Annotated in this window: 21 protein-coding genes; 9 read left to right on the top strand and 12 right to left on the bottom strand. The window is 61.4% G+C overall.

Features of this window, described 5'->3' with window-relative positions:
• Positions 1 to 329: 329 nt before the first annotated feature.
• Positions 330 to 1,079 (top strand): metallophosphoesterase family protein, encoded by a 750-nt coding sequence (locus JTP94_RS25740; protein ID WP_204853258.1) that lies wholly within the window; start codon positions 330 to 332, stop codon positions 1,077 to 1,079.
• A gap of 69 nt (positions 1,080 to 1,148) precedes the next feature.
• Here the strand turns inward: JTP94_RS25740 and JTP94_RS25735 are convergent, their stop codons facing one another.
• From JTP94_RS25735 to JTP94_RS25715, 5 genes are all read right to left on the bottom strand, one after another.
• Positions 1,149 to 4,301: an efflux RND transporter permease subunit gene (locus JTP94_RS25735; protein WP_204853257.1), complete on the bottom strand. Its 3,153-nt coding sequence runs from the start codon at positions 4,299 to 4,301 to the stop codon at positions 1,149 to 1,151.
• Between the two features lie 19 nt (positions 4,302 to 4,320).
• A complete protein-coding gene (locus tag JTP94_RS25730; RefSeq protein ID WP_204853256.1) occupies positions 4,321 to 5,475 on the bottom strand; it encodes an efflux RND transporter periplasmic adaptor subunit in 1,155 nt (384 codons plus the stop codon).
• Between the two features lie 59 nt (positions 5,476 to 5,534).
• Positions 5,535 to 6,143, bottom strand: a complete 609-nt coding sequence (locus JTP94_RS25725; RefSeq protein ID WP_204853255.1) for a TetR family transcriptional regulator — start codon at positions 6,141 to 6,143, stop codon at positions 5,535 to 5,537.
• A 232-nt stretch (positions 6,144 to 6,375) separates the two neighbouring features.
• Positions 6,376 to 6,855: a hypothetical protein gene (locus JTP94_RS25720; RefSeq protein ID WP_204853254.1), complete on the bottom strand. Its 480-nt coding sequence runs from the start codon at positions 6,853 to 6,855 to the stop codon at positions 6,376 to 6,378.
• Between the two features lie 117 nt (positions 6,856 to 6,972).
• Positions 6,973 to 7,404: an OsmC family protein gene (locus JTP94_RS25715; protein WP_034483104.1), complete on the bottom strand. Its 432-nt coding sequence runs from the start codon at positions 7,402 to 7,404 to the stop codon at positions 6,973 to 6,975.
• A 376-nt stretch (positions 7,405 to 7,780) separates the two neighbouring features.
• Between JTP94_RS25715 and JTP94_RS25710 the strand changes: the two genes are divergently transcribed.
• Both JTP94_RS25710 and dgoD read left to right on the top strand, forming a co-directional pair.
• Positions 7,781 to 8,575 (top strand): FadR/GntR family transcriptional regulator, encoded by a 795-nt coding sequence (locus JTP94_RS25710; protein WP_034503005.1) that lies wholly within the window; start codon positions 7,781 to 7,783, stop codon positions 8,573 to 8,575.
• A gap of 31 nt (positions 8,576 to 8,606) precedes the next feature.
• Entirely contained in the window at positions 8,607 to 9,755 is a 1,149-nt protein-coding gene (gene dgoD / locus JTP94_RS25705) for a galactonate dehydratase (RefSeq protein WP_037200032.1), read from the top strand.
• Between the two features lie 263 nt (positions 9,756 to 10,018).
• On the opposite strand, the gene JTP94_RS25700 is transcribed toward dgoD, so the two are convergent.
• The 6 genes from JTP94_RS25700 to JTP94_RS25675 all read right to left on the bottom strand — a co-directional run bounded on the left by JTP94_RS25700 (position 10,019) and on the right by JTP94_RS25675 (position 14,259).
• Positions 10,019 to 10,735 (bottom strand): Bax inhibitor-1/YccA family protein, encoded by a 717-nt coding sequence (locus JTP94_RS25700; RefSeq protein ID WP_204853253.1) that lies wholly within the window; start codon positions 10,733 to 10,735, stop codon positions 10,019 to 10,021.
• Positions 10,736 to 10,757: 22 nt separating this feature from the next.
• The gene (locus JTP94_RS25695) at positions 10,758 to 11,528 is read right to left on the bottom strand and encodes an anti-sigma factor (protein ID WP_204853252.1); all 771 of its coding nucleotides are present in this window, start codon (positions 11,526 to 11,528) and stop codon (positions 10,758 to 10,760) included.
• The gene (locus tag JTP94_RS25690) at positions 11,515 to 12,054 is read right to left on the bottom strand and encodes a sigma-70 family RNA polymerase sigma factor (RefSeq protein ID WP_037200026.1); all 540 of its coding nucleotides are present in this window, start codon (positions 12,052 to 12,054) and stop codon (positions 11,515 to 11,517) included. Before JTP94_RS25690 ends, JTP94_RS25695 begins: the two co-directional genes overlap by 14 nt.
• 65 nt (positions 12,055 to 12,119) lie before the next feature.
• A complete protein-coding gene (locus JTP94_RS25685; RefSeq protein WP_204853388.1) occupies positions 12,120 to 13,043 on the bottom strand; it encodes a bestrophin family protein in 924 nt (307 codons plus the stop codon).
• Positions 13,044 to 13,175: 132 nt separating this feature from the next.
• A complete protein-coding gene (gene msrA, locus JTP94_RS25680) occupies positions 13,176 to 13,928 on the bottom strand; it encodes a peptide-methionine (S)-S-oxide reductase MsrA (protein WP_204853251.1) in 753 nt (250 codons plus the stop codon).
• A gap of 121 nt (positions 13,929 to 14,049) precedes the next feature.
• Entirely contained in the window at positions 14,050 to 14,259 is a 210-nt protein-coding gene (locus JTP94_RS25675) for a SlyX family protein (protein ID WP_204853250.1), read from the bottom strand.
• 234 nt (positions 14,260 to 14,493) lie between these two features.
• Between JTP94_RS25675 and JTP94_RS25670 the strand changes: the two genes are divergently transcribed.
• The 5 genes from JTP94_RS25670 to JTP94_RS25650 are packed head-to-tail and all read left to right on the top strand — an operon-like array spanning position 14,494 to position 19,530.
• A complete protein-coding gene (locus JTP94_RS25670; protein WP_204853249.1) occupies positions 14,494 to 15,330 on the top strand; it encodes a metallophosphoesterase in 837 nt (278 codons plus the stop codon).
• Complete coding sequence (locus JTP94_RS25665; protein ID WP_204853248.1) at positions 15,327 to 16,490, top strand: ABC transporter ATP-binding protein; 1,164 nt, start codon at positions 15,327 to 15,329, stop codon at positions 16,488 to 16,490. The genes JTP94_RS25670 and JTP94_RS25665 overlap by 4 nt, the downstream gene beginning before the upstream one ends.
• Complete coding sequence (locus JTP94_RS25660) at positions 16,483 to 17,406, top strand: carbohydrate ABC transporter permease (RefSeq protein WP_204853247.1); 924 nt, start codon at positions 16,483 to 16,485, stop codon at positions 17,404 to 17,406. The genes JTP94_RS25665 and JTP94_RS25660 overlap by 8 nt, the downstream gene beginning before the upstream one ends.
• The gene (locus tag JTP94_RS25655; RefSeq protein WP_204853246.1) at positions 17,403 to 18,239 is read left to right on the top strand and encodes a carbohydrate ABC transporter permease; all 837 of its coding nucleotides are present in this window, start codon (positions 17,403 to 17,405) and stop codon (positions 18,237 to 18,239) included. Before JTP94_RS25660 ends, JTP94_RS25655 begins: the two co-directional genes overlap by 4 nt.
• Before the next feature lie 25 nt (positions 18,240 to 18,264).
• The gene (locus JTP94_RS25650; protein WP_204853245.1) at positions 18,265 to 19,530 is read left to right on the top strand and encodes an ABC transporter substrate-binding protein; all 1,266 of its coding nucleotides are present in this window, start codon (positions 18,265 to 18,267) and stop codon (positions 19,528 to 19,530) included.
• Positions 19,531 to 19,601: 71 nt separating this feature from the next.
• Here the strand turns inward: JTP94_RS25650 and JTP94_RS25645 are convergent, their stop codons facing one another.
• Positions 19,602 to 20,585 (bottom strand): substrate-binding domain-containing protein, encoded by a 984-nt coding sequence (locus JTP94_RS25645; RefSeq protein WP_204853387.1) that lies wholly within the window; start codon positions 20,583 to 20,585, stop codon positions 19,602 to 19,604.
• A 250-nt stretch (positions 20,586 to 20,835) separates the two neighbouring features.
• Between JTP94_RS25645 and JTP94_RS25640 the strand changes: the two genes are divergently transcribed.
• The gene (locus JTP94_RS25640) at positions 20,836 to 21,756 is read left to right on the top strand and encodes a YncE family protein (RefSeq protein WP_204853244.1); all 921 of its coding nucleotides are present in this window, start codon (positions 20,836 to 20,838) and stop codon (positions 21,754 to 21,756) included.
• Positions 21,757 to 21,859: the final 103 nt, after the last annotated feature.

Genomic DNA, 21,859 nt, shown 5'->3' with positions numbered 1-21,859 from the left:
AGCGCAGGCAGCGACCGGGAGGAACCCTTGTTCGTCACGCATCCCGTCGCAAAACGCTCCAACACGCCAGCCGCCAACAGCCGCACCGGTCAGATTGACACGTAGCCGCGCTTATCGTCTTCCGTCTCTTAACCGTAGTAACCGTAGCGCAAGCCTCATCCGCTGGCGCAGCTTGCACAGGGCCATCGGCTGGAATACGGTCGTGCCATCGCCTAAGTAGGCGGAATTATTGACATATTCTCAAAGAGATCATGCCGTCACGCCAGCGCTTGCGGATGTCGACGATCGGGCTATTTTATCGACTTTTCGGCGGGAGAACGGCGAAGGTCATGAAGCAGTCCCAGCGTGCGCGCATCAGCCTTCCCGCCAAGGACTATGCAGCCATCTATGCGCTGAGCGACGTTCATGGATGCCATGACGCATTGATCGAAGCCGAAAAGCGCATCGTCGAGGATGCAAGTGCCATTCCCGGCCGGAAGCTCCTGATGTTCCTCGGCGACTACGTCGATCGCGGCCCGCGATCGAGCGATGTGCTGCAGCATCTCTGCGAGCCGCCGCCGGTGGGCTTCGACCGCTACGCTCTCCTCGGCAATCATGACGACGTCTTCCTGAAATTCCTGGATGATCCGGGCAACAACAGTGACTGGCTGGAATTCGGCGCCGGCCCGACGCTCGCCTCCTATGGCGTCGACGCGAACTCCCTGCTGCGGAAGGAAGGCAAGAGCATCGAAGAGTTCGGCAAAATCGTCCGGCAGGCCATCCCGCAAGCCCATATCGAGTTGCTGCGCTCGCTGCCTGTTGCCGTGACGGTGGGTTCCATCATCTTCGTCCATGCCGGCATCCGACCCGGCATACCGCTCGCCGAACAGAGCGACGAAGAGCTGATCTGGATCCGCGAGCCTTTCCTCTTCGAAGGTCCGCGATTGCCGGTGCTGGTCGTCCATGGCCATACGCCGGGTCCGCGCCCGGTTTTCGGCATCGGCCGCATCGGCATCGACACGGCCGTCGCCATGGGCGGAGTCCTCACCGTCCTCAAGATCGCCGACAACAGGCAGACGATCCTGACGCCCGCCTTCTGAGCGAGTTCCCGCCAAAAGATAAAGAGGCCCCGGCATAGACCGAGGCCTCTTTGATTTTATCCGCGCCTGTTATTCCGCTGCCATGGCCGGCGGCAGATGATCGACGGCGTCGTTGCTTTCTTCCTGCTTGGCCGGCGGCTCCGCCGACTTGCTCTTCGGCTCGCGGCCGAAGAACAGGGCATAGCCGGCGGGCAGCACGAAGATGGTCAACACGGTTGCAACCAGGATGCCGCCCATCATGGCGTAAGCAAGCGGACCCCAGAAGACGCCGCGCGAGATCGGGATCAGCGCAAGCACCGCCGTCAGTGCCGTCAGCATGATCGGCCGGAAACGACGCACGGCGGAGCCGATGATCGCTTCCTTCCGGTCCATGCCCGCCGCGATATCCTGGTCGATCTGGTCGACAAGGATGATCGAGTTGCGGATGATGATGCCGAGCAGCGCGATGACGCCGAGGATCGCCACGAAGCCGAAGGGTGCGCCGCTGATCAAAAGGGCTCCCGCCGCACCGATGATGCCGAGCGGGCCGGTGGCGAGAACCAGCATCGCCTTGCCGAAATGCTGCAGCTGCGCCATCAGCAACACGACGATGATGACAAGCATGATCGGCGCCTTGGCGGCGATCGAGGCCTGGCTTTCGGCGCTGTCTTCGGCACCGCCCTGGATCTCGATCTTGTAGCCGGCCGGCAGGCTGTTTCTGAGATCCGCCATGTCGTTATAGAGCTTGGCCGTCACATCGTTCGACTGCACATTGTCGGGCAAGGTCGCCCGCACGCTGATGGTCGGCAGACGGTCGCGGCGCCATTCGATGCTCTGCTCCATCACGGGCACGATCTTCGCCACCTGTGACAGCGGCACGAACCCGCCATTGTCAGTTGGAATGTAGACCGAGTTGACCGAGGTCAGCAGATGACGGCTCGCGTTCGGCTCGCGAGCGACGATCCCGACAGTCTCCTCGCCCTCGCGATAATTGTCGAGCGTGAAGCCGGACATCGAGGCCTGCAGCATCTGGCGGATGCGTTGCGAGGTGACACCCAGCGCACGGGCGCGGTCCTGATCGATCACCAGCTTCATGGCCGGCACCGGCTCGAGCCAATCGTCGTGGATGGCGCCGAGCAGCGGATTCTGGGCGAAGCGCTGCTTCACCTCGTCGGCAATGTGGCGAACCTGCTGCCGATCCGGACCCATGACGCGCAGCTGCACGGGCCAGCCGGTTGGCGGGCCGAGGAACAGGCGGTCGACCTTGGCCCGGACGGAGGGGAAATCCGCCGCCAGGATGCCACGCATCTTGGTGATGAGCCGCTCGCGCGCCGGCTCGTCCTTCGCCATAACAAGCATCTGGGCATAGTTCGGATTGGTCAGCTGCTGGTCGAGCGGCAGGAAGAAGCGCGGCGCGCCCTGGCCGATATAGGTGGCGATGAAGCGCTTGTCCGGATCATCGGCCATCCGCGATCCCAGAGCCTGCGCCTGCCGTTCCACTTCCTTGATGCTGGTTCCCTCAGGCAGCCAAAGATCGACCAGGATCTCCGGACGAGACGATTGCGGGAAGAAGTTCTGCGGAATGAACTGGAAGGACCACAGGCTGCCGACGAAGGTGGCGAGCGTCAGAAACAGCACGATGACACGGTGACGCACCGCCCAGGTGACTGACGATCGCAAGCGGCGATAGAAGCGCGTGTCGAAGACATCGTGATGCTCGCCGGCATGATGGCGCTGCTTGAGGATCATGTAGCCGAGCCATGGCGTGAAATAGACGGCGACGAACCAGGACACCACAAGCGCAATGCCGACGACATAGAAGAGCGTGCGGACATATTCGCCCGCCGTCGATGCCGCAAAGCCCACGGGGATGAAGCCGGCAGTCGTGATCAAGGTGCCTGTTAGCATCGGGAAGGCAGTCGAGGAATAGGCGAAGCTGGCGGCATCGAGCTTCACCAGTCCCTCCTCCAGCTTGCGCTCCATGAGCTCGACCACGATCATGGCGTCGTCGACGAGCAGGCCGAGCGCGATGATGAGCGCGCCGAGCGAGATGCGCTGCAGGTCGATGCCGAACTCGTACATGATGGCGAAGGTCGCGGCCAGCACCAGCGGAATGGCGATGGCGATCACGAGGCCGGAGCGCCAGCCGATCGACACGAACGAGACGATCAACACGATGACAAGCGCCTCGCCGAGCGCATGCATGAACTCGCTGATGGCGTCGGTGACGACGTCAGGCTGGTTGGCGATCTGGTCGACCTGAACGCCGACCGGCAACGAGGCTTCGAAACGCTTGTAGGTTTCCTCCACGGAGGCGCCGACATCGGTCACCTTGTAGCCGCTGGCCATGACGACGCCGAGCTGCACGCTGGCGTGGCCATTGTAGAGGAATTTGGCGGTGTAGGGATCCTGCAGCCCGGCGGTGACGGTGGCGATATCGCCGAGGCGGGTCACCTGGCCGCCAGCGGTCAGCCGCAGGTTCTTGATGTCCTCGATCTTCTTGACATCGCCCTCGACCGAGATGCGCACGGAGCGCGTGCTGGTATCGACGTTGCCGGCCGGATCGACGTTGTTCTGGCCGACGACGGCGTTCTTCAGGTCGGTGAGCGACAGTCCGCGCTCGGCCAGCACCTTGGAGGAAACATCGATATAGATCTGCTCCGCCTGATCACCGATGATCGTGGCCTTCTCGACACCCGGCGTGGAGAGCAGCATGTCGCGCGCCTGGATGGCAAACTTCTTCAGCTCCGGATAGGTATAGCCGTCGCCGCTGATCGAGTGCAACGTGATGAAGGTGTCGCCGAATTCATCGTTGAAATAGGGGCCGAGCAAGCCGGAAGGCAGCTCATTGCCGATATCGCCGACCTTCTTGCGGATCTGGTAGAAGGCGTCCTTCACCTGTGCGGTGTTTGTGTCGCCCTTGATCTGGACTGTGGTGATGGCAAAACCGGCGCGGGTATAGGATTTGACCCAATCGAGATGCGGCGTTTCCTGCAGCTTGCGCTCGATCTTGTTGACCACCTGGTCTTCCATGTCCTGCAGGGAGGCACCGGGCCAGACGGTCTGGACGACCATGACACGGAAGGTGAAATCCGGATCTTCCTTCTGGCCCATATGGGTGAGGCCCAGCGCACCGGCGATGATGATGAGACCGAACAGGAACCGCGCGATGCTCGGATGGCCGATCGCCCAGCGCGACAGGTTGAAACGCTGCTTCGTGCCGGAAGTGTTGTTGATGGACATGGTTTCGCCCCCGATCCCTTTAGCGCACAATATCCGCCGCCGAAGCGGCATGGGTATCGGCGGCGGCCTGCTGAGCTGAAGCAGCCGAAAGCTTAACCTTCATATTCTCGGTCATGAACTGCGTGCCGGCGGCGACCACGACATCGCCTGCCTTGAGACCATCGGCAACGCGGACGCCGTCATCGGCGAAATCCGCAACCTTAACGGCACGGGAATGCACGATGCCGGCACTACGGTCGACGAGCCAGACAATCTGCTGGCCATTCTTCTCGGCAAGGGCGCTCAGCGGAATGGAAACATAGGGCTGGGTGTTGTCGGCCTGGGCCTCGATCGTCGCGGTCATGCCGAGGAGCACGCGCGGATCGTTCGGCAGGCTGACACGTACGGCAAAGGTGCGCGATTGTGTATCGGCACTGCCCGCCACCTCGCGCACCTTGCCGTCAAGCACCAACGCATCGTCGGACCAGAAGCGCGCCTTGACATTCTTGCCGACCTGGAACTGCGCGATATCCATTTCCGGCACAGCGATCAGCACTTCCTTCTCGCCGTCGACGGCGACGGTGATGACGGGCGTGCCGGAGCTGACCACCTGACCGACATCGGCATTGATTGTCGTCACGATGCCGTTCATGTCCGACGTCAGGTCGCTATAGGCGACCTGGTTCTTCGCCTCGGCCAGCGCCGATACGGCGGAATCCCGCGTCGAGACGGCCTGATCATAGGAAAGCTCGGCCTGTTCGAGCTGCGATTTCGAGCCGACGCTCTTGTCGAAGAGCTGCTGGGCGCGGTTGCGGGCAAGCTCGGTCGTCTGCACCTGCCTTTCAGCTGAGTCGAGATCTGCCTGCGAGCGGCGCACCGCCAGAACGTAGTCTGTGGGGTCGATGCGGGCCAGCACATCGCCGGGCTTGACCTTCTCGCCGATGTCAACCTTGCGTTCGACGATCTTGCCGTTGATGCGGAAGCCGAGATTCATATCCGTCCGGGCCTTGACGGAGCCCGAATAGTCGAGCTTACGCGTCGTGTCCGCCTGGGCGATCTCGACCACTTTCACCGGCCGGATCACTTCCGCCGTCTCTTCCTTCTTCTCGTTGCAGCCCGAAAGCCCAAGCCCCAAGGCGGCCAAGAGAGCCGCGCCGGCAACGGTCCGTAGGGTGGTGGTTGTCAGCGAAACCATGTCGCTCTCCTAAGTCAAATGAAAGGCTGGAGCGCACCGGCCATCCGGTGCGCAAACTGCTATTTCTTCAGGGCCCTGATGGCGAATTCGATGAGATCCTCGGGCTCGGCCCGGTTTGTCTTGGCGAGACACTGCGCCACCATCTGCGGATGGCAGAGATTGACGGTCGCCGCGCCAAAACACTTGGATGCGACATGGGGGTCCTGTTCGAAGAACTCGCCGGCGGCGATGCCCTCCGCAATGATCTCGGCAAACAGGTCGTGGATACTATCGATGTGCTTTTCGATGACGTGCCAATCACGCTCGATGGCGATGACGACCATCTCATGCACCTTCTGCTCGTCGAGCATGGTCTCCAGCGTCAGTTTGTACTGGGCAAGGATATAGGTCCGCAGCCGATCGGATGCGCTGATCGGCTGGTTACGGATACCCAAGGCCAGTTGATAGCTGTGCGTAAGCATGCGCCCGCAGAGGGCCTGGTGAATTTCGGTCTTGGAGCTGAAGAACCGATAGATATTTGCGGTCGACATGCCGAGGTCGCGGGCAATATCGGCCACGGTCGTCTTGCTGTAGCCGTAGTGGCGAAACAGCCTTTCGGCGGCATCGAGAATCCGCGCGATGTTGTCCTGACGCGCAGGATCGGCGCTGATATCGGGAAGATCGAGCATGAGTAAGGCCTGATGGTTTACGAGTGACGATTTTCAAATTTCGTCACTCGTAAACCATCAGAGTGTCGATGTCAAGAAAACCGCCCACAACTGTAGGCGGTTTTCAGATGCTATTGAATAAACCGAGAATGCGGCGAACAACTTGAAACAAGAGTTAAATCATCGACAACGCGCCTGTCGGAGCGGAGTCGGAAGTGTCCGACATTTTGTCGCAGATACGGTCAACCCGTAATCAGGCGCCCAAAAGCGTCGGGCGAAAGCGGCGGATGCTGAAATAGCCGACAAGCACGCACACCACCAAGAGCGCCGCCTGCGCCGCAAGTACTGGCGGCTCGTTGCCATTGGGCGCCAGTGCATTGAGCACGGGTATCTTCTGGAACGATTGGACGATCAGCACGAGACAGTTGAAAAAGAGGAGCACCATGGCCCCGATGATGAAGACGGGACGCCAGATGCCGGCAAGATGAAAGCTATAGCGCGCCAGCGCCGTCGGTATGAAGATAAGAACGCAGAGACTGCCAACGATGATTGCCGGCGTGACAGTGTGAAATGGAAACAGAAAACCCGTCAAACTCGTGAGAATGGTCGTGACCATATAGACCAGCGTCGATCGCTCATGACGATTGGCCGTAAGGAAACCAGATGCAACGACAATGCCGCTGACGATGGCAATCAAGCTTATGACAACGTGAATTAAGAGAATTCCAGACATTCGCCCCTCCGTTGAGCATTGCATTTCGTGAAAATGACAGCCCAATGCCCGAATGCGGAATATATATGAAACGCGCCGCGCGAACCAGCGCGGCGCTAAAGCCGTGAAATGGCCGTTTTAGGCGGCGTGAACTTCCAGCGAAATCGGAACCGAAGCAAGTGCCTTGGAGACCGGGCAACCGGCCTTGGCCTTGTTGGCAAGCTCGGTGAAGGTGGCTTCATCGGCGCCTGGAATCTTGCCGGTCAGCGTCAGATGGATCGCGGTGATGGCAAAACCGCCTTCGACGCTTTCGAGCGTGACCTTGGCCGTCGTTTCCATGCTCTCGGCGGTAAACCCGGCCTCGTTGAGGATCAGCGACAGGGCCATGGTGAAGCAACCGGCATGCGCAGCGCCGATCAGCTCTTCCGGATTGGTGCCGGCAACGCCTTCGAAACGGCTGGCGAAACCGTAAGGATAGTGATTGAGCGCGCCGCTCTGCGTCGAGATCTGGCCTTTGCCATCCTTCAGACCGCCGGCCCATTGAGCCGAACCTGTACGATTGATCTGCATGTCGTCCTCCTTGTCGTTGAAATGAGCTCGGGAGCAGAATCGTCGCCTCCCCGCGATGACCGACGGCAAACGGCATTCACGCCATCCGCCCGGACACCATAATCCTTCTATCCGTCGAAGACGACGCCGCCATAACAGGAGTGGCGTCGTCTTTGACAAAGCGCAGCACGGCGGATTGTTCCCCACCGACAATCGAGCAAGGCTTCTAATCATCATACAATATTGTTGCCAATGTATGATGATTAGCGTATCTTGGCCTCGACGCGAAGGGTGCACGAAACGCAGGCCGGACACCGGCCGCATGAAAGCCCCGCGCATGTCCCTCGTCGCGAGCAGTTTACGGGGTGAACATGCGACATGGTGTGGAGGAGATAGGGTGGATTCACTTGAAGGACAGGAGCATGGCGCGTCAGCCCAGCCCGAGCGCCGCCCGCGCGTCCGCAGGAACGTGACTGCATCTATCGCCGAAGACATTTGCTCCGAACGCTATCCCTCGGGCTCGACCCTGCCGCGCGAAAACGATCTATGCGGGATGTACGGTGTGAGCCGTACGGTCATCCGCGAATCCTTGAAAGTGCTGGAATCGAAAGGCCTCGTGCGCGGCAAGCCACGCGTCGGCACCACCGTCTGCGACAAGGATGACTGGAACATCCTCGATCAGGACGTGCTGGAGTGGATGGGCCCCCATATTGCCGAATTCGATATTCTCGGCTCCATCTTGGAGGCGCGCCGCACCATCGAGCCCGCCGCCGCCGAATATGCCGCAGAGCGGGCCACCGCCCAGGAGATTGCCGACCTCGACCATGCGTGGCGGCAGATGCGCGATAGCAGCAATGATCCGGAAAGCTTCACCGAGGCCGACGTGGCGTTTCACAAGGTGCTGCTGAGTGCTAGCCACAACCAGGTGTTCCGCCGCCTGTCAAGCGCCATGCATGCCGGCCTCAAATACGCGCTTCATGCCTCGAATGTCGCTGCCCACAGCCGCGACGAGGCGATCACGGTCCATGGCGAACTGGTGGAGGCGCTGCGCCTGCGAAACGGCGCCGCCGCCCGAAATTGCGCCCATCGCATGCTCGATCTCGCCGCCCGCGATCTCGCCGTCGAACGACGGCTGGACGATGGCCGGAGAATGAAACCAGAAACCCCGAAATCCGCGGCTGCAGACCGCTGATATCATCCAAAGCCGAAATGGAAGCATAGCCATGAAGATCACGAAACTGACGACGTATATTGTGCCGCCGCGCTGGATGTTCCTGAAAATCGAGACCGACGAGGGCATTGTCGGCTGGGGCGAGCCTGTGGTGGAAGGCCGGGCACTGACCGTGCAGGCGGCCGTGCATGAGCTGGAAGACTATCTGATCGGCAAGGATCCCTTCCTGATCGAGGACCACTGGAACGTCATGTACCGCGCCGGCTTCTATCGCGGCGGCGCCGTCCACATGAGCGCGATTGCCGGCATCGACCAGGCGCTGTGGGACATCAAGGGCAAGGCGCTGGGACAGCCGATCCATTCGCTGCTCGGCGGCCAGGTGCGCGACAAGATCAAGGTCTATTCCTGGATCGGCGGCGACCGCCCCTCCGACGTCGCCAACAATGCCAAGGAGGTCGTCGCCCGCGGCTTCAAGGCGATCAAACTCAACGGCTGCGAGGAGATGCAGATCGTCGACACCTACGACAAGGTGGAAAAGGCTGTTGAAACCATCGCCACTATCCGCGAGGCGATCGGCCCCTATATCGGCATCGGCGTCGACTTCCACGGCCGCGTCCACCGGCCGATGGCCAAGGTTCTCGCCAAGGAGCTGGAACCCTACAAGCTGCTGTTCATCGAGGAGCCCGTTCTCTCTGAAAATCGCGAAGCCCTCAAGGAAATCGCCAATCATTGCTCGACGCCGATTGCCTTGGGCGAGCGGCTCTTTTCACGCTGGGACTTCAAATCAGTGCTGTCGGACGGCTATGTCGACATTCTCCAGCCCGACCTCTCTCATGCCGGCGGCATCACCGAATGCCGTAAGATCGCGGCCATGGCGGAAGCCTATGACGTGGCGCTGGCGCCACATTGCCCGCTCGGTCCGATCGCGCTTGCCGCCTGCCTGCAGGTCGATGCCGTCAGCTACAATGCCTTCATCCAGGAACAGAGCCTCGGTATCCACTACAACAAGGGCAACGACATCCTCGACTACATCTCCAATAAGGAGGTGTTCCACTATGCCGACGGCTTCGTCTCGATCCCGCAGGGGCCTGGCCTCGGCATCGAGGTGGACGAGGCCTATGTCATCGAGCGCGCCAAGGAAGGCCATCGCTGGCGCAATCCCGTCTGGCGTCACGAGGACGGCAGCGTTGCCGAGTGGTAGGTAAGATTGCGGCCCTCTTCTGACAGCGGAAGGGCCTGACATCCCCAATGATCGAAGGCCTGATAGCAGCAGATCTGCCGCTATCAGGCCCTTCTGCCCAGTTTCTCATTCCCAAAAAAGTTGCGCCTGCAGTATCGGCGCAGATACTGCAGGCGCTTCATGCGTCTCAACAAGCCCCCAGGGAGACGCATAACCCGAGCATGATCACCAAAAGCGTGGAGTGCCTTTCGGGTCCGACCATGCCCAAGCTGGTGATTTCAAACCTATTCCCGTTCGCCGGTGAGATTCAGCAGCAGCTGGAAGATGTTGACGAAGTTCAGGTAGAGCGACAGGGCACCGAAGACGGCGAGCTTCTGCTGCGATTCCTGATCGTGGTTCTCGGCAAACTGTTCCTTGATGTTCTGCGTATCCCAGGCGGTCAGGCCGACGAAGACGACGATACCAATCACCGAGATGGCGAACTGCAGCGCGCTTGAACCCAGGAAGATATTGACGACGCTGGCGATGATCACGCCGAACAGGCCCATCATCAGGAACGAGCCGATGTTGGCAAGATCACGCTTGGTCGTATAGCCGTAGAGGCTGGTCGCACCGAACATGGTCGCGGCGATGAAGAAGGTGCGCGCGATGCTCGTGCCGGTAAAGACCAGGAAGACCGAGGCCAGCGACAGGCCCATGACCGCGCAGAAGGCCCAGAACATCATCTGCGCCGTGCTTGCCGACATGGACTGGATGCGGAAGGAGAAGAAGAACACGAAGGCGAGCGGCGCCAGCATGACGACCCACTTCAGCGGCGTCTGGAAGATCGGCACGTAAAGCGCCGGCGTCGTGCCGACGACCAGCGCGACGATACCCGTCAGCACAAGGCCGATACCCATGTAGTTGTAGACGCGCAGCATGTGCTTGCGCAGACCTTCGTCGAAGAGCGCCTGCGAGCCGGCGGCGGCTACGTAGCCATATCGCGGATTGGTCGGGTCCATGGTCGTTCTCCTTTAATTCAAACTAGTACAGGCTGCGGGCAAGCTTTTCGGCATCACCGTCGAGTTGACCCGCTTGGCCGTTGCCGATCAGCGCATAGGCAACTTCACCGATCTGCCAATAGGCAGCCTGGACGTCGTCACGCTTGATGTGACTGACCTCCTTGACGGCGAAATTCCCAGGACGAACGGCGAAAAGTGACAAATGCCCGTCCTTGCCGGCATCAACCATCATTTCGACGCTCGGACCGAACTCGGACGGATAGATCTGGGCATCGGTGACGCGCCAGTCACCCGGCAACTCCGGCAATACGATTGCCGTCGATGCGCGGATTTCTTCCGGATTGTAATTTGCAGCTTCGGACTGCGGCTTGATTTCCTCACGCACGGCAGTCGTCTGGTAGGCGCGCACCGCATCGTCGACGAAAGACGGCGCCGGCACGGATGCGCTGACCTCGCTCGCGGTGAACGCGCCGAAGGACGTATGCGCGACCCAGCCGATCGCCACCAATACGGCAACGGCGGCCACGCGCTGGAAAGAACCAAGCATGCGCCCATAGACCAGTCCACGCTCCAGCCGCCGAGCGGCCTCGCGGGTCTCGGCCCTCAGCACATGGCTCTCGCCGGCCAGCGCCATGCGCAGCTCGCCACGGATGCTCATATCCGCCATGACCTTGGCGGCGATCTCCGGACGCTCAGAGAGATAGGATTCGACCTCGACACGGCGCGCAACCGACAGCTCGCCATCGACATAGGCGTCGAGATCGGTATCGATGATCGGATCAACCGTTTTCATTGCCGCCTCCCTCGATAAGCCTGAGATGTGAAACCTTGGAGGTAGCCTCCTCGAAATTACGCAGGCTCGCCCGGGCCCTTGAGATGCGGGACATCAGCGTGCCGACAGGAATGCCAAGCGCGGACGCCGCTTCCTGATAGGAAAGGTCTTCGATCGCCACGAGATGCAGCGCCTCGCGCTGTTCCTCAGGCAGACTGAAAAAGGCCTCGCGCACCTGGCTCAGGCGGACCGTATGGTCCTGCGAGGCCGGTAGCGCCACCTCAAGCTCGGCGGCCGCCTCTTCGTGGCGACGGTTCAGCGATTTCTTCTGGCGCAGGCGGTCGATATGCACATTGTGCAGGATCGACAGCAGCCAGGTCCGCAGGTTGCCGCCGCGCCGGAAGGATGCCTTGCGCTCGTATGCCTTGACCAGCGCGTCATGCACCAGATCTTCGGCCTCGTCCGCGTTGCGCACGAGCGAGCGGGCATAGCGTCTCAGCGAACCGAGCTGCCCCAAAACATCGAATGTGCGTCCTTTGCGATCCATACACCTATATACGGAAGCACTCCGGATTCTATTCCATCGCTCGGCGAAAATTTTTTGCCGATGGCCTACATCAGCACGAAATCCTGGGGCTGCGGCAGCGGCGGCAGGTCGGTTTCGCCGAGCGCTTCGCGCAGATTGATCTCGATTGTATCGGCAAGGGCGCCGATCGCGAGCGCATTGGGACGATGGCCGAAAGGATCCTCCAGCTCATCACCAAGCGCATCGAGACCGAAGAAAGTATAGGCGATCAGAGCCGTGACGAAGGGCGAACCCCAGCCGAGCGTATCGACGAAACCGAACGGCAGCAGGAAACAGAAGAGATAGGCGGTGCGATGCAAGAGCAGCGTATAGCCGAACGGCAGCGGCGTATTGCGGATGCGCTCGCAGGCAGCCTGCACCGCGCCCATCTGTCCGACGCTGATATCCAGCATCTGATGTTGGATATCCGAAATCGCACCCCCGGCCTTCAGGCGCGCGAGATCCGCCGACATCAGGCGCAGGATGAGATCCGGCCGGTTCTGCGCGGTGCGATAGAATTCGGCCTCGCTCGATGTCAGAAGGCGCAACACCTTGCTGTCGTCGCTACCCTCACGCAGAAGACAGACCAGCGCCTGCGCGAAAGCCATGGTCAGACGAAGCAGGTTCTTCCGCGCCTCCATGCCCGCCTCACCCTGCGCTTCGAGCATCAATGTCTGACGGCCAAAGCCGCGGGCAACATAGACGAGCTGGCCCCAGTCGCGCCGTCCCTCCCACCAGCGGTCGTAGGCGGCATTGTTGCGAAAGCCGAGGAAGATCGAAAGTGCGATGCCGAGCAGGGAAAGCGACGAGCCGTTGAAGGACACGACCAGGTTCGGCCGCTCCTCATGTCCCCAGACGATCAATGCCGACATGAGGAAGATGGCGACGATCTGCGGCAGGATCCGCAAGACGATCGAACCGCGAACGATGAAGAAAAGCTGGAAGAGATTCGGCCGGTCGCGGACGATCATGACGAAACGCACTCTCGATCTGTATCTGGTGTCAGGCAGCAATACACCAGACGAGCCGGGAGTAACGAGCATTTCTTGCAAGGCGGCCGTGACCGGCGGTCATCGCTCGCCGGTCACGCGACCAAGTGCTGGTCAGTTCGCGCTGGCGCTTGCCGTCACCAGGACCGGGTCGGCGCGATAATCCTTGGGAAAGAGATGCTGCAGATTCTTGATCTTCGGCAGGTCGTTGATGACGATATAGGGATAGGTGGGATGCGTTGTCAGGAAATCCTGATGATAATCCTCGGCGGCGTAGAATTGCCTAGCCGGCTCAATGCGGGTGACGATATCAGCGTCAAAGGTCTTGGCTTTATTGAGCTGATCGATATAGGCCTTGGCAACGTCGGCCTGCTCCTGGCTGGTCGGGAAGATCGCCGAACGATACTGCGTGCCGCTGTCCGGGCCCTGATAGTTCAGCTCCGTCGGATCATGCGCGACCGAAAAATAGATCTGCAGCAGATGGCCGTAGCTGACCTTGTGCGGATCGAAGACGATGCGCACGGATTCGGCATGGCCCGTATCGCCGGTGCTCACCATTTCATAATGCGCCCCATCCTTGCCGCCGCCGGCATAGCCTGACGTGGCGCTGATCACGCCGCTGACATGCTGGAACACGCCCTGCACGCCCCAGAAGCAGCCGCCGGCAAGCACGACCGTCTCCGTGCCGGTGGAACCCGGCTTTTCATCCATGCTCGGCGCGGGAATGACGCGCGCGTCCTCGGCCGAAGCGCGGCCTACAAATTGCAGCGCGATACCGCCGACCAGCACCGCCGCGACCGTGAGGCCGGCGAAACGGGCGACACGCGCTGAGCGAATGCGGATCATGTCCGTCGATAAAGTCTTCATGACGATCTCCTCTCGACCGCGATTGTAAACGCTCCGGTCACAAGGAGATACGGGAAGACAGGACCTTTTGTTACACACGCCCGCGTGAAACACCGAAACGTGAATGATCCGGCCGAGCCGGTCAGTAGTGCGGCGGTTTGGTGATACCAGGCGCGTCGAGCGATTGCTCCTCAAGTGTCAGAAACCGCTCCGCCAGCCGATCGAGCTTCTGCCTGGTCTGCTCGACCACCTTCCATTGCTCCGCAATCTGGTCGGACAGCTCCTCGATGGTCTTCGCCTGGTAGGCAACGGTCTCCTCGAGTGTCGTGATGCGGCTCTGTTCGTCTGACATGTCCAATCCCCTTCGGCAGCGATCTATATCACCGAACCAGACGCGTATAGGCCTCAATTCACCATGAGGCAAACGATGACGCCGTTTGACGGTGATGTGACAAAACTGAAAAACAGCTGAAAAGACCCGTTACTCAACTGACATGGGGGCCTTCTAAAGAGAGCGCAGAGACGCGCCTGTTTTGAAGGGAATCCCTTGCTGGCGCATTGCTTCTGAAGACTCCGGAGACGCGCCTTGAAGATCATCCAGATCACCGACACGCATTTGAGCCCGAACAAGCCGCATTTCAACGGCAATTGGGAGCCGCTGGCGAAATGGATCGAGGCGAGTGGCGCCGATCTTATCGTCCACACCGGCGATCTCAGCGTCGACGGTGCCGACAAGGACGAAGACCTTGCCTTCTCCATGGACCTGATGCGTCAGGTCTCCGCGCCGATGCTGATCGTGCCCGGCAATCACGATGTCGGCCATCTGCCGGGGTCCTATCAGCCCGTCAACCCAGAACGGCTGGAGCGCTGGCGCCGCCTCGTCGGCCCGGATTATTGGGCAAAGGACGTGGACAACTGGCGGCTGATCGGCCTCAACAGCCTGCTGATGGGCTTCGAAGACGCCGAAGAGCAGAAGCAGTTCGAATGGCTGCAGGAGATGCTGGAAAGCCGTGGCGATCGCCGCGTCGCTCTCTTCGCCCACAAGCCGCTGTTCGTCGATGCACCCGAAGAGGGCGACACGGGTTACTGGAGTGTGCGCCCGGCGCAGCGCCGCCGTCTTTACGATCTGATAGCAGCCCACGACGTCGCCCTGCTCGGCAGCGGCCACCTGCACTGGACCTGGGAAGGCCGCTTCAACGATACGGCGCTCGTCTGGGCGCCACCCGCTGCCTTCATCCTCGACAAGATGGAACGTGAGATGCCCGGCGAACGGCTGATCGGCGCAGCCGTGCATGAGCTTGGCGAGACCATATCGACCGAGATCGTCGCAGTATCAGGCATGACCGCCTACTTCCTCGATGACGTCGTCATGGAAGTCTATCCGCAGGCCGCTCCCAAGACCCAGAAGGAACCGACGGAATGAGCGCGCTTTCGCTTCGCGGCATCGCCAAATCATTCGGCGGCAACGCCATCCTCAAAGGCGTCGATCTCGACGTCGAACCCGGCGAATTCATCGCCCTCGTCGGCCCATCCGGTTGCGGCAAGAGCACGCTGCTGCGCATCCTGGCGGGCCTCGATCATGCCGACAACGGCGAGATCATCTTGGGCGGCAACGACGTCTCCGGCGTCGCGGCGGCAGACCGCAACATCGCCATGGTCTTCCAGTCCTACGCGCTCTATCCGCATCTGACGGCCTCGGAAAACATCGCCGTGCCGCTCGCCATGCGCCGCCTGACGCGCATCCAGCGCCTGCCGTTCATCGGCTCGCTGATCCCGGGCCAGCGCAGCACCCGCAGCGGCATCATCCGCGATGTCCGCGAAATGGCGACCTCACTGAAGATCGACCATCTGCTTGACCGGAAGCCCGGCCAGATGTCCGGCGGCCAGCGTCAACGCGTGGCGCTCGCCCGCGCCATGGTGCGCCGCCCCAGCGTCTTCCTGATGGACGAGCCGCTCTCCAATCTCGATGCCAACCTGCGCGTCCACGCCCGCGGCGAGATCGTCGATCTGCATCGCCGCGCCGGCGTTCCCACAGTCTATGTCACGCATGATCAGGCCGAAGCGCTTTCCATGGCCGACCGCGTCGCCGTGATGATCGGCGGGCAGTTGCTGCAGCTGGCCTCGCCGCAGGTGATCTATGACGATCCGACCCATGTCGAGGTCGCCCGCTTCGTCGGCCAGCCGCGTATCAACCTGCTGCCGGCGCTCGCCGAAAACGGCTTCGTCGCCTTCGGCGGCATCAGGCTTGCTTTGGAAGACAGCGCCTGTGCCGGCAACAACGTCACGCTCGGCATCCGGCCGGAATTCGTGCGGCTCACGCAGAGCCGGCAGGATGCGCTGGCCGCCCATATCGAGCGGATGGAATTCCTCGGATCCGAAGTCATTCTCTATGCCAAGCTCGACGCCATCGGCGAAACCATGATCGTCAAGCTTACACCCGCCGAGGCCACCGGTCTCTCCGCCGGCATGCCTGTCGCGCTAACGCTCGCCCCAGAGCAGGCCATGGTCTTCGCCGAGGACGGCCGCCGCCTGCGCACCGTCCCGGCGACCGTCGATGCCGCCAGGGAGAAGGCGCATGGCTAGCATTGCCGCTACCTCCTTGCCGATGCGGACGGCAGCGGCGCGCGAACGCAGCGAAGCCCGCACCGCACTCCTCTTCGCGCTGCCCGCCATCATCCTGATCGTGCTGTTCATCCTGGTGCCGATCGTCGCCGTCGTCGTTCTCGGCTTCACGGATTTCCAGCTCGGCGACAAGAGCTTGCGCTTCGCCGCCTTCGAGAACTATGCGCATCTGCTGAAAGATCGCGCCTTTATGAAATCGCTCTGGAACACGACGGTCTATACGGCGATCGTCGCACCTGTCTCGATCGTGCTCGGCCTCGGTGTTGCGCTGCTGATCGAGAGCGAAGGCATCGGCCGCAGCTTCTTCCGCACGGCCTATTTCCTGCCCGTGGCCTCGCTGATCGTCGCGATGGCGACCGTATGGCAGTACCTCTTCCATCCCACAATCGGCCCGATCAATGCCATGCTCGCCGAAATCGGCCTGCCGGGGCCAAACTGGCTCGGCTCCTCGGCGACGGCGCTCTACAGCCTGTCGATCATCGGCGTCTGGCAATCGGTCGGCTTCAACATGGTGCTGTTTCTCGCCGGCCTCACCGCCATCCCGCGCGAGCTCTATGCCGCAGCCGAGGTTGACGGCGCGAAATCCGGGTTCGACCGTTTCTGGCTCGTCACATGGCCGATGCTCGGACCGACGACGCTGTTCGTCACGACCATCAGCATCATCAACGCGGTCAAGGTTTTCGATACCGTCAAGGCGCTGACCGAGGGCGGCCCGAACCATGCCTCGGAGGTGCTGCTCTTCACCATCTACCAGGAAGGCTTCGTCTACCTCAGGGTCGGCTATGCCTCGGCGATGACGACGGTCTTTCTCGCCATTCTCGTCGTGCTGACCTTCCTGCAATATCGCGTCCAGGACCGGCAGGTGCATTACACATGACCTCCACAGGCTTCACTCCCGGCCGCATCCTGCGCCTCTCGGTGCTGATCCTCGGCTCCCTCGTCTTCCTCGCGCCCTATATCTTCATGATCTCGACCGCGGGCAAGGCGCAGGACGACATCTTCACCTCGGCACTGAGGCTGATCCCGACGCATTTCTTCTATGTCGAGAACATCACCAAGGCGCTGAGCAAGGTTGATATGGGCAGGCTGCTGTTCAACGGCGTCCTCGTCTGCGGCCTGATCTTCTTCTTCCAGGTGCTGATCGCCATTCCCTGCGCCTATGCGATGGCCAAGCTGAAATTCCCGGCGGCACGCACGATGATGGTGCTGGTCATGCTCGGCCTGCTGATCCCGATCCACGCCACCGCGCTGCCGCTCTATGTCGGCTTCAACAGCCTGTCGCTGCTGAACAGCTATACAGCCCTGGTCGCGCCCTTCTCGATCTCGGTCTTTGCGATCTTCATGTTCCTGCAGTTCTTCCGCGCCATGCCTGATGATCTCATCCACGCCGCCCGCCTCGACGGCATGTCCGAGCTTGGCATCGTCGCCCGCGTCATCGTGCCGAATGCCTGGCCGGCGGTGACAGCCTTTGCGATCTTCTCGGTCGTCGCGCACTGGAACGACCTCTACTGGCCGCTGATCGTCATCAGCAAGCCGGACTACGCCACGCCGCCGCTGGGCCTCATGTATTTCCGCGCCGCCGAAGCCGGCGACGACTACGGCGCACTCATGGCGGCAACCCTGATCATCACCCTTCCTCTCGTCGTCGCATTCCTGCTTGCACAGAAGCGTTTCGTCGAGGGCATCACCATGACCGGTCTCAAAGGCTGACCGGTTCGAAACAGGAGAACGAGCGATGAAGCATATCACCCAGATTCTCGCCGCCGCGGCCATTTCGATGGTCGTGTCGGTCCCGGCCTACGCCGAGACGACCTTGACGGTTCACTATCCCATGCCCGGCTTCTTCAAGAACGTGATGGACACGATCTCCAAGAAGTTCATGGAAGAAAATCCCGACATCAAGATCCAGTTTGCCGCTCCCTCGGCGACCTATGAGGAAGGCATCCAGACCATTCTGCGCCAGGCCGGCACGAGCGAGATGCCCGATGTCACTTTCATCGGCCTTAACCGCCTGCGCATGATGGACGAGCGCAATGTCGCCGTCGATCTCGGACCGCTCGTCAAGAAAGACGGCAACATGGCCGAGCAGGGCTTCTCCGACACGATCCTGAAGCTCGCCCAGGTCAAGGGCAAGCAGGTCGGCCTCGCCTTCGCGACGTCCAACCCGATCATGTACTACAATGCCGACCTGGTGAAAGCCGCTGGCGGCAACCCGGACAACCCGCCGAAGACCTGGGACGAAGTCATTGCTCTGTCGGCCAAGATCAAGGCGCTCGGCAACGGCGTCGACGGCATGGACTTCCGTTGGCAGGGCGACGACTGGATGTTCTCCGCCCTGCTCTTCGGCGCCGGCGGCAAGATGCTCAGCGACGACGAAAGCAAGGTCGCCTTCAACGGTCCTGAGGGACAGAAGGCCGTCGAGATGATCGAGCGCTTCGTCAAGGAAGGCGGCATGCCGGTCTTCACCAAGGCTGCCGGCGAACAGGCCTTCGCTGCCGGCAAGGTCGGCTTCGAATTCCAGACCACCGGTGCGCTGGTCAATACGATCAAGAATGTCGGCACCAAGTTCGACCTGCGCACCGCCAAGATTCCGCTGATCGATCCGGTCAACGGCCGCCTTCCCACAGGCGGCAACGCTGTCGTCATCCTGACCCATGATCCGGTCAAGGAAGACGCCGCCTGGAAGTTCGCCAAGTTCGCCGCCGGCCCCTATGGCGCATCCGTCGTCGTTCCCGGTACCGGCTACGTTCCGAACAACGAACTTGCCGCCAAGTCGGCCGACTATCTCGGCGATTTCTACAAGAAGAACCCGCTGTTCCAGGCCAGCCTCAGCCAGATGTCGGTCATGATCCCCTGGTACGCCTTCCCCGGTGCCAATGGTGTCAAGGTCACGCAGACCATCGTCGACAACCTGTCGCGCATCGTCGACGGCTCGGCCACGCCGAAGGAAGCGCTTGACGACGCCGCTTCCGACGTCGAAGGCATGCTGCCGCGCAGCTGATCTTCGGATCGGATCTCAAGCCTTGGCGCCGCCTCTCTTCGGGAGGCGGCGTTTTCGTGCGCGCAAATCGGTTAGGATTGAATGGTGAGATCGCGCACGGTTCCGCCCGGCCGCAACCGATAGGGCACCGTCAGATGGCGCGGCGGCGCGGCATTCTCTGCCATATCGAGCAGCAGCGAGGCCGCCGCCGCCCCCATGGTCCCATCCGGTATCTCCACCGTCGTCAGCGACACCTCCATCAGCAGGCCGAGAGAGATTCCGTCGAAACCGGCCACTGAGATATCGCGCGGGATCGACAGTCCCTGACGCCGTAGCGCGCCCATGACACCGAAGGCCAGCAGATCATTCGAGGCTATGATCGCAGTCGGCTTCAGGCGCGATACAACATCCGAGAGATCGAGCTGCTCTACATTATGGATGAAGGAAATCTCCAGGGCGTCGAGCGGCGGTTGATCTGCCTCCTGCATCGCCTTGATGTAGCCGAGATAGCGCTGCCTGGCCCGATCCGAGGCGGAGAAATGACCGGCGATGAACAGGATACGACGATGTCCCTTGTGCAGGAGATGATCGGTCAGATCCCGGCCGGCGCCGAAGTTGTCGGTCGCGACGGCTGCGGTGAAGCGGGCGGTCGGCAGGTTGCCGAGCAGCACGGTCGGCGGCAGGGCGGAAGACAGAGCCGGGCTGCGTTCGGGATCGCAGACGGTGAGGATGAGGCCGGTCGGCTGCTGCTGGAGCAATGACGCGACAGCATCCGCCTCCTGGGCCGGATCGTAATTCGATTGCGCGATCAGCACGCTGTGACCCGCGTGAAGAGCCCTGTTCTGAATGCTGGACAACGACGCCGCAAACACCGGATTGGTGATGCTGGGAATGAGCACGCCGATCGCCGGCCGTCGATTGCCGGCGCGGCCGCCGGCGCGATAGCCGAGCTCCGCCGCCGCCCGACGCACCCGGCGCACCATCTCATCGCTGACGGGACCGTTGCGGTTCAGCACCCGGCTGGCGGTCGCAACCGAACAACCTGCACGAAAAGCGACCTGCTGGAGCGTCGACAAGATATCAAGCACCTCCGGCTTCGGATTTCAGCATCAAGGCTGACATCGCCCATGGGGAATGGCGGGGATTTATATCAAATCGATTACAGTTATTTGACGCTAGTCCGATCCAGCCGTGACATCTGCGCCCTTGATCTTTGCTGCGACGCAACAGATCTTCAACGGATCACAGCGCGAATGATGCTGTCATCAACCGATGCCATGATTGCCGCTGTGATCCGCAGATCCGACCCTTTGAAAGGATGCTCTCATGTCTGAAGCAGAAGCACGGACGCCTGCCGCCCCCAGAGAAAAGACCGAACGACTGTTCTTCCTCGATATCAACGACGGACGAATTCTGTCCTCCGCCATCGACGGAACCGACCTCAAGCTGATCATCCAGCGCCCGGGCCGCAGCCCGGACGGCATTCTCGTCGACAGCGAGAACGGCTGGCTCTACTGGACGGAAATGGGCACCGACTACAATGCCCATGACGGCTCGATCGAGCGCATTAATCTCGACGGCAGCAACCATGTCACGCTGATCCCGCCGGGCAGCACGCTGGTCACGCCGAAGCAGATCCAGATCGACCGCGACAACGGCACGCTATACTGGTGCGACCGCGAGGGCATGCGTGTCATGCGCGCCAACATCGACGGCTCCGACATCGAAACCCTGGTGCAGAACGGCGACAGTCCGCAGGACAGTGCCGATATCGAGCGCTGGTGCGTGGGCATCGCCCTCGACCTGCCGCTCGGGCAGATCTACTGGACGCAGAAGGGACCGCCGGACGCCGGTCTCGGACGCATCCTCCGCGCCAGCATCGACATTCCCGAAGACGAGACGGCAACGAGACGCAGCGATATTGAGACCCTGCTCGACAAGCTGCCGGAACCGATCGACCTCGAGCTCGATCTCGCCACCCGCACCATCTACTGGACCGACCGCGGCAATCTTCCGCGTGGGAATACCGTCAACCGCGCCAGCATGGACGATGTCGCGGCAACATCCGAAGTCGTCCTGGAGGGCCTCGACGAAGGTATCGGCCTGTCGCTCGACCTGCCTGGTAACCGCATGTTCTTCACCGATATCGGCGGCAATCTCTATTCAGCGAGCCTTGACGGCTCGGGCGAACGCGAGCTGCTTCACCATGCGGGTTCGTTCACCGGGATTGTCTACGCGGTGGTTTGAGGTCTCCAACCGGCTTCAGGTCGCGGGGTTGCCCCTCACCCTAGCCCTCCCCCCGTTCTGACGGGAGAGGGAACGACCTCTGTACCCTCGTCCAACAGGTAGC

The sequence above is a fragment of the Martinezella lusitana genome (assembly GCF_016901135.1).
Lineage (GTDB): Bacteria > Pseudomonadota > Alphaproteobacteria > Rhizobiales > Rhizobiaceae > Rhizobium > Rhizobium lusitanum_D.
This window is presented reverse-complemented; position numbering and strand designations above follow the sequence as displayed.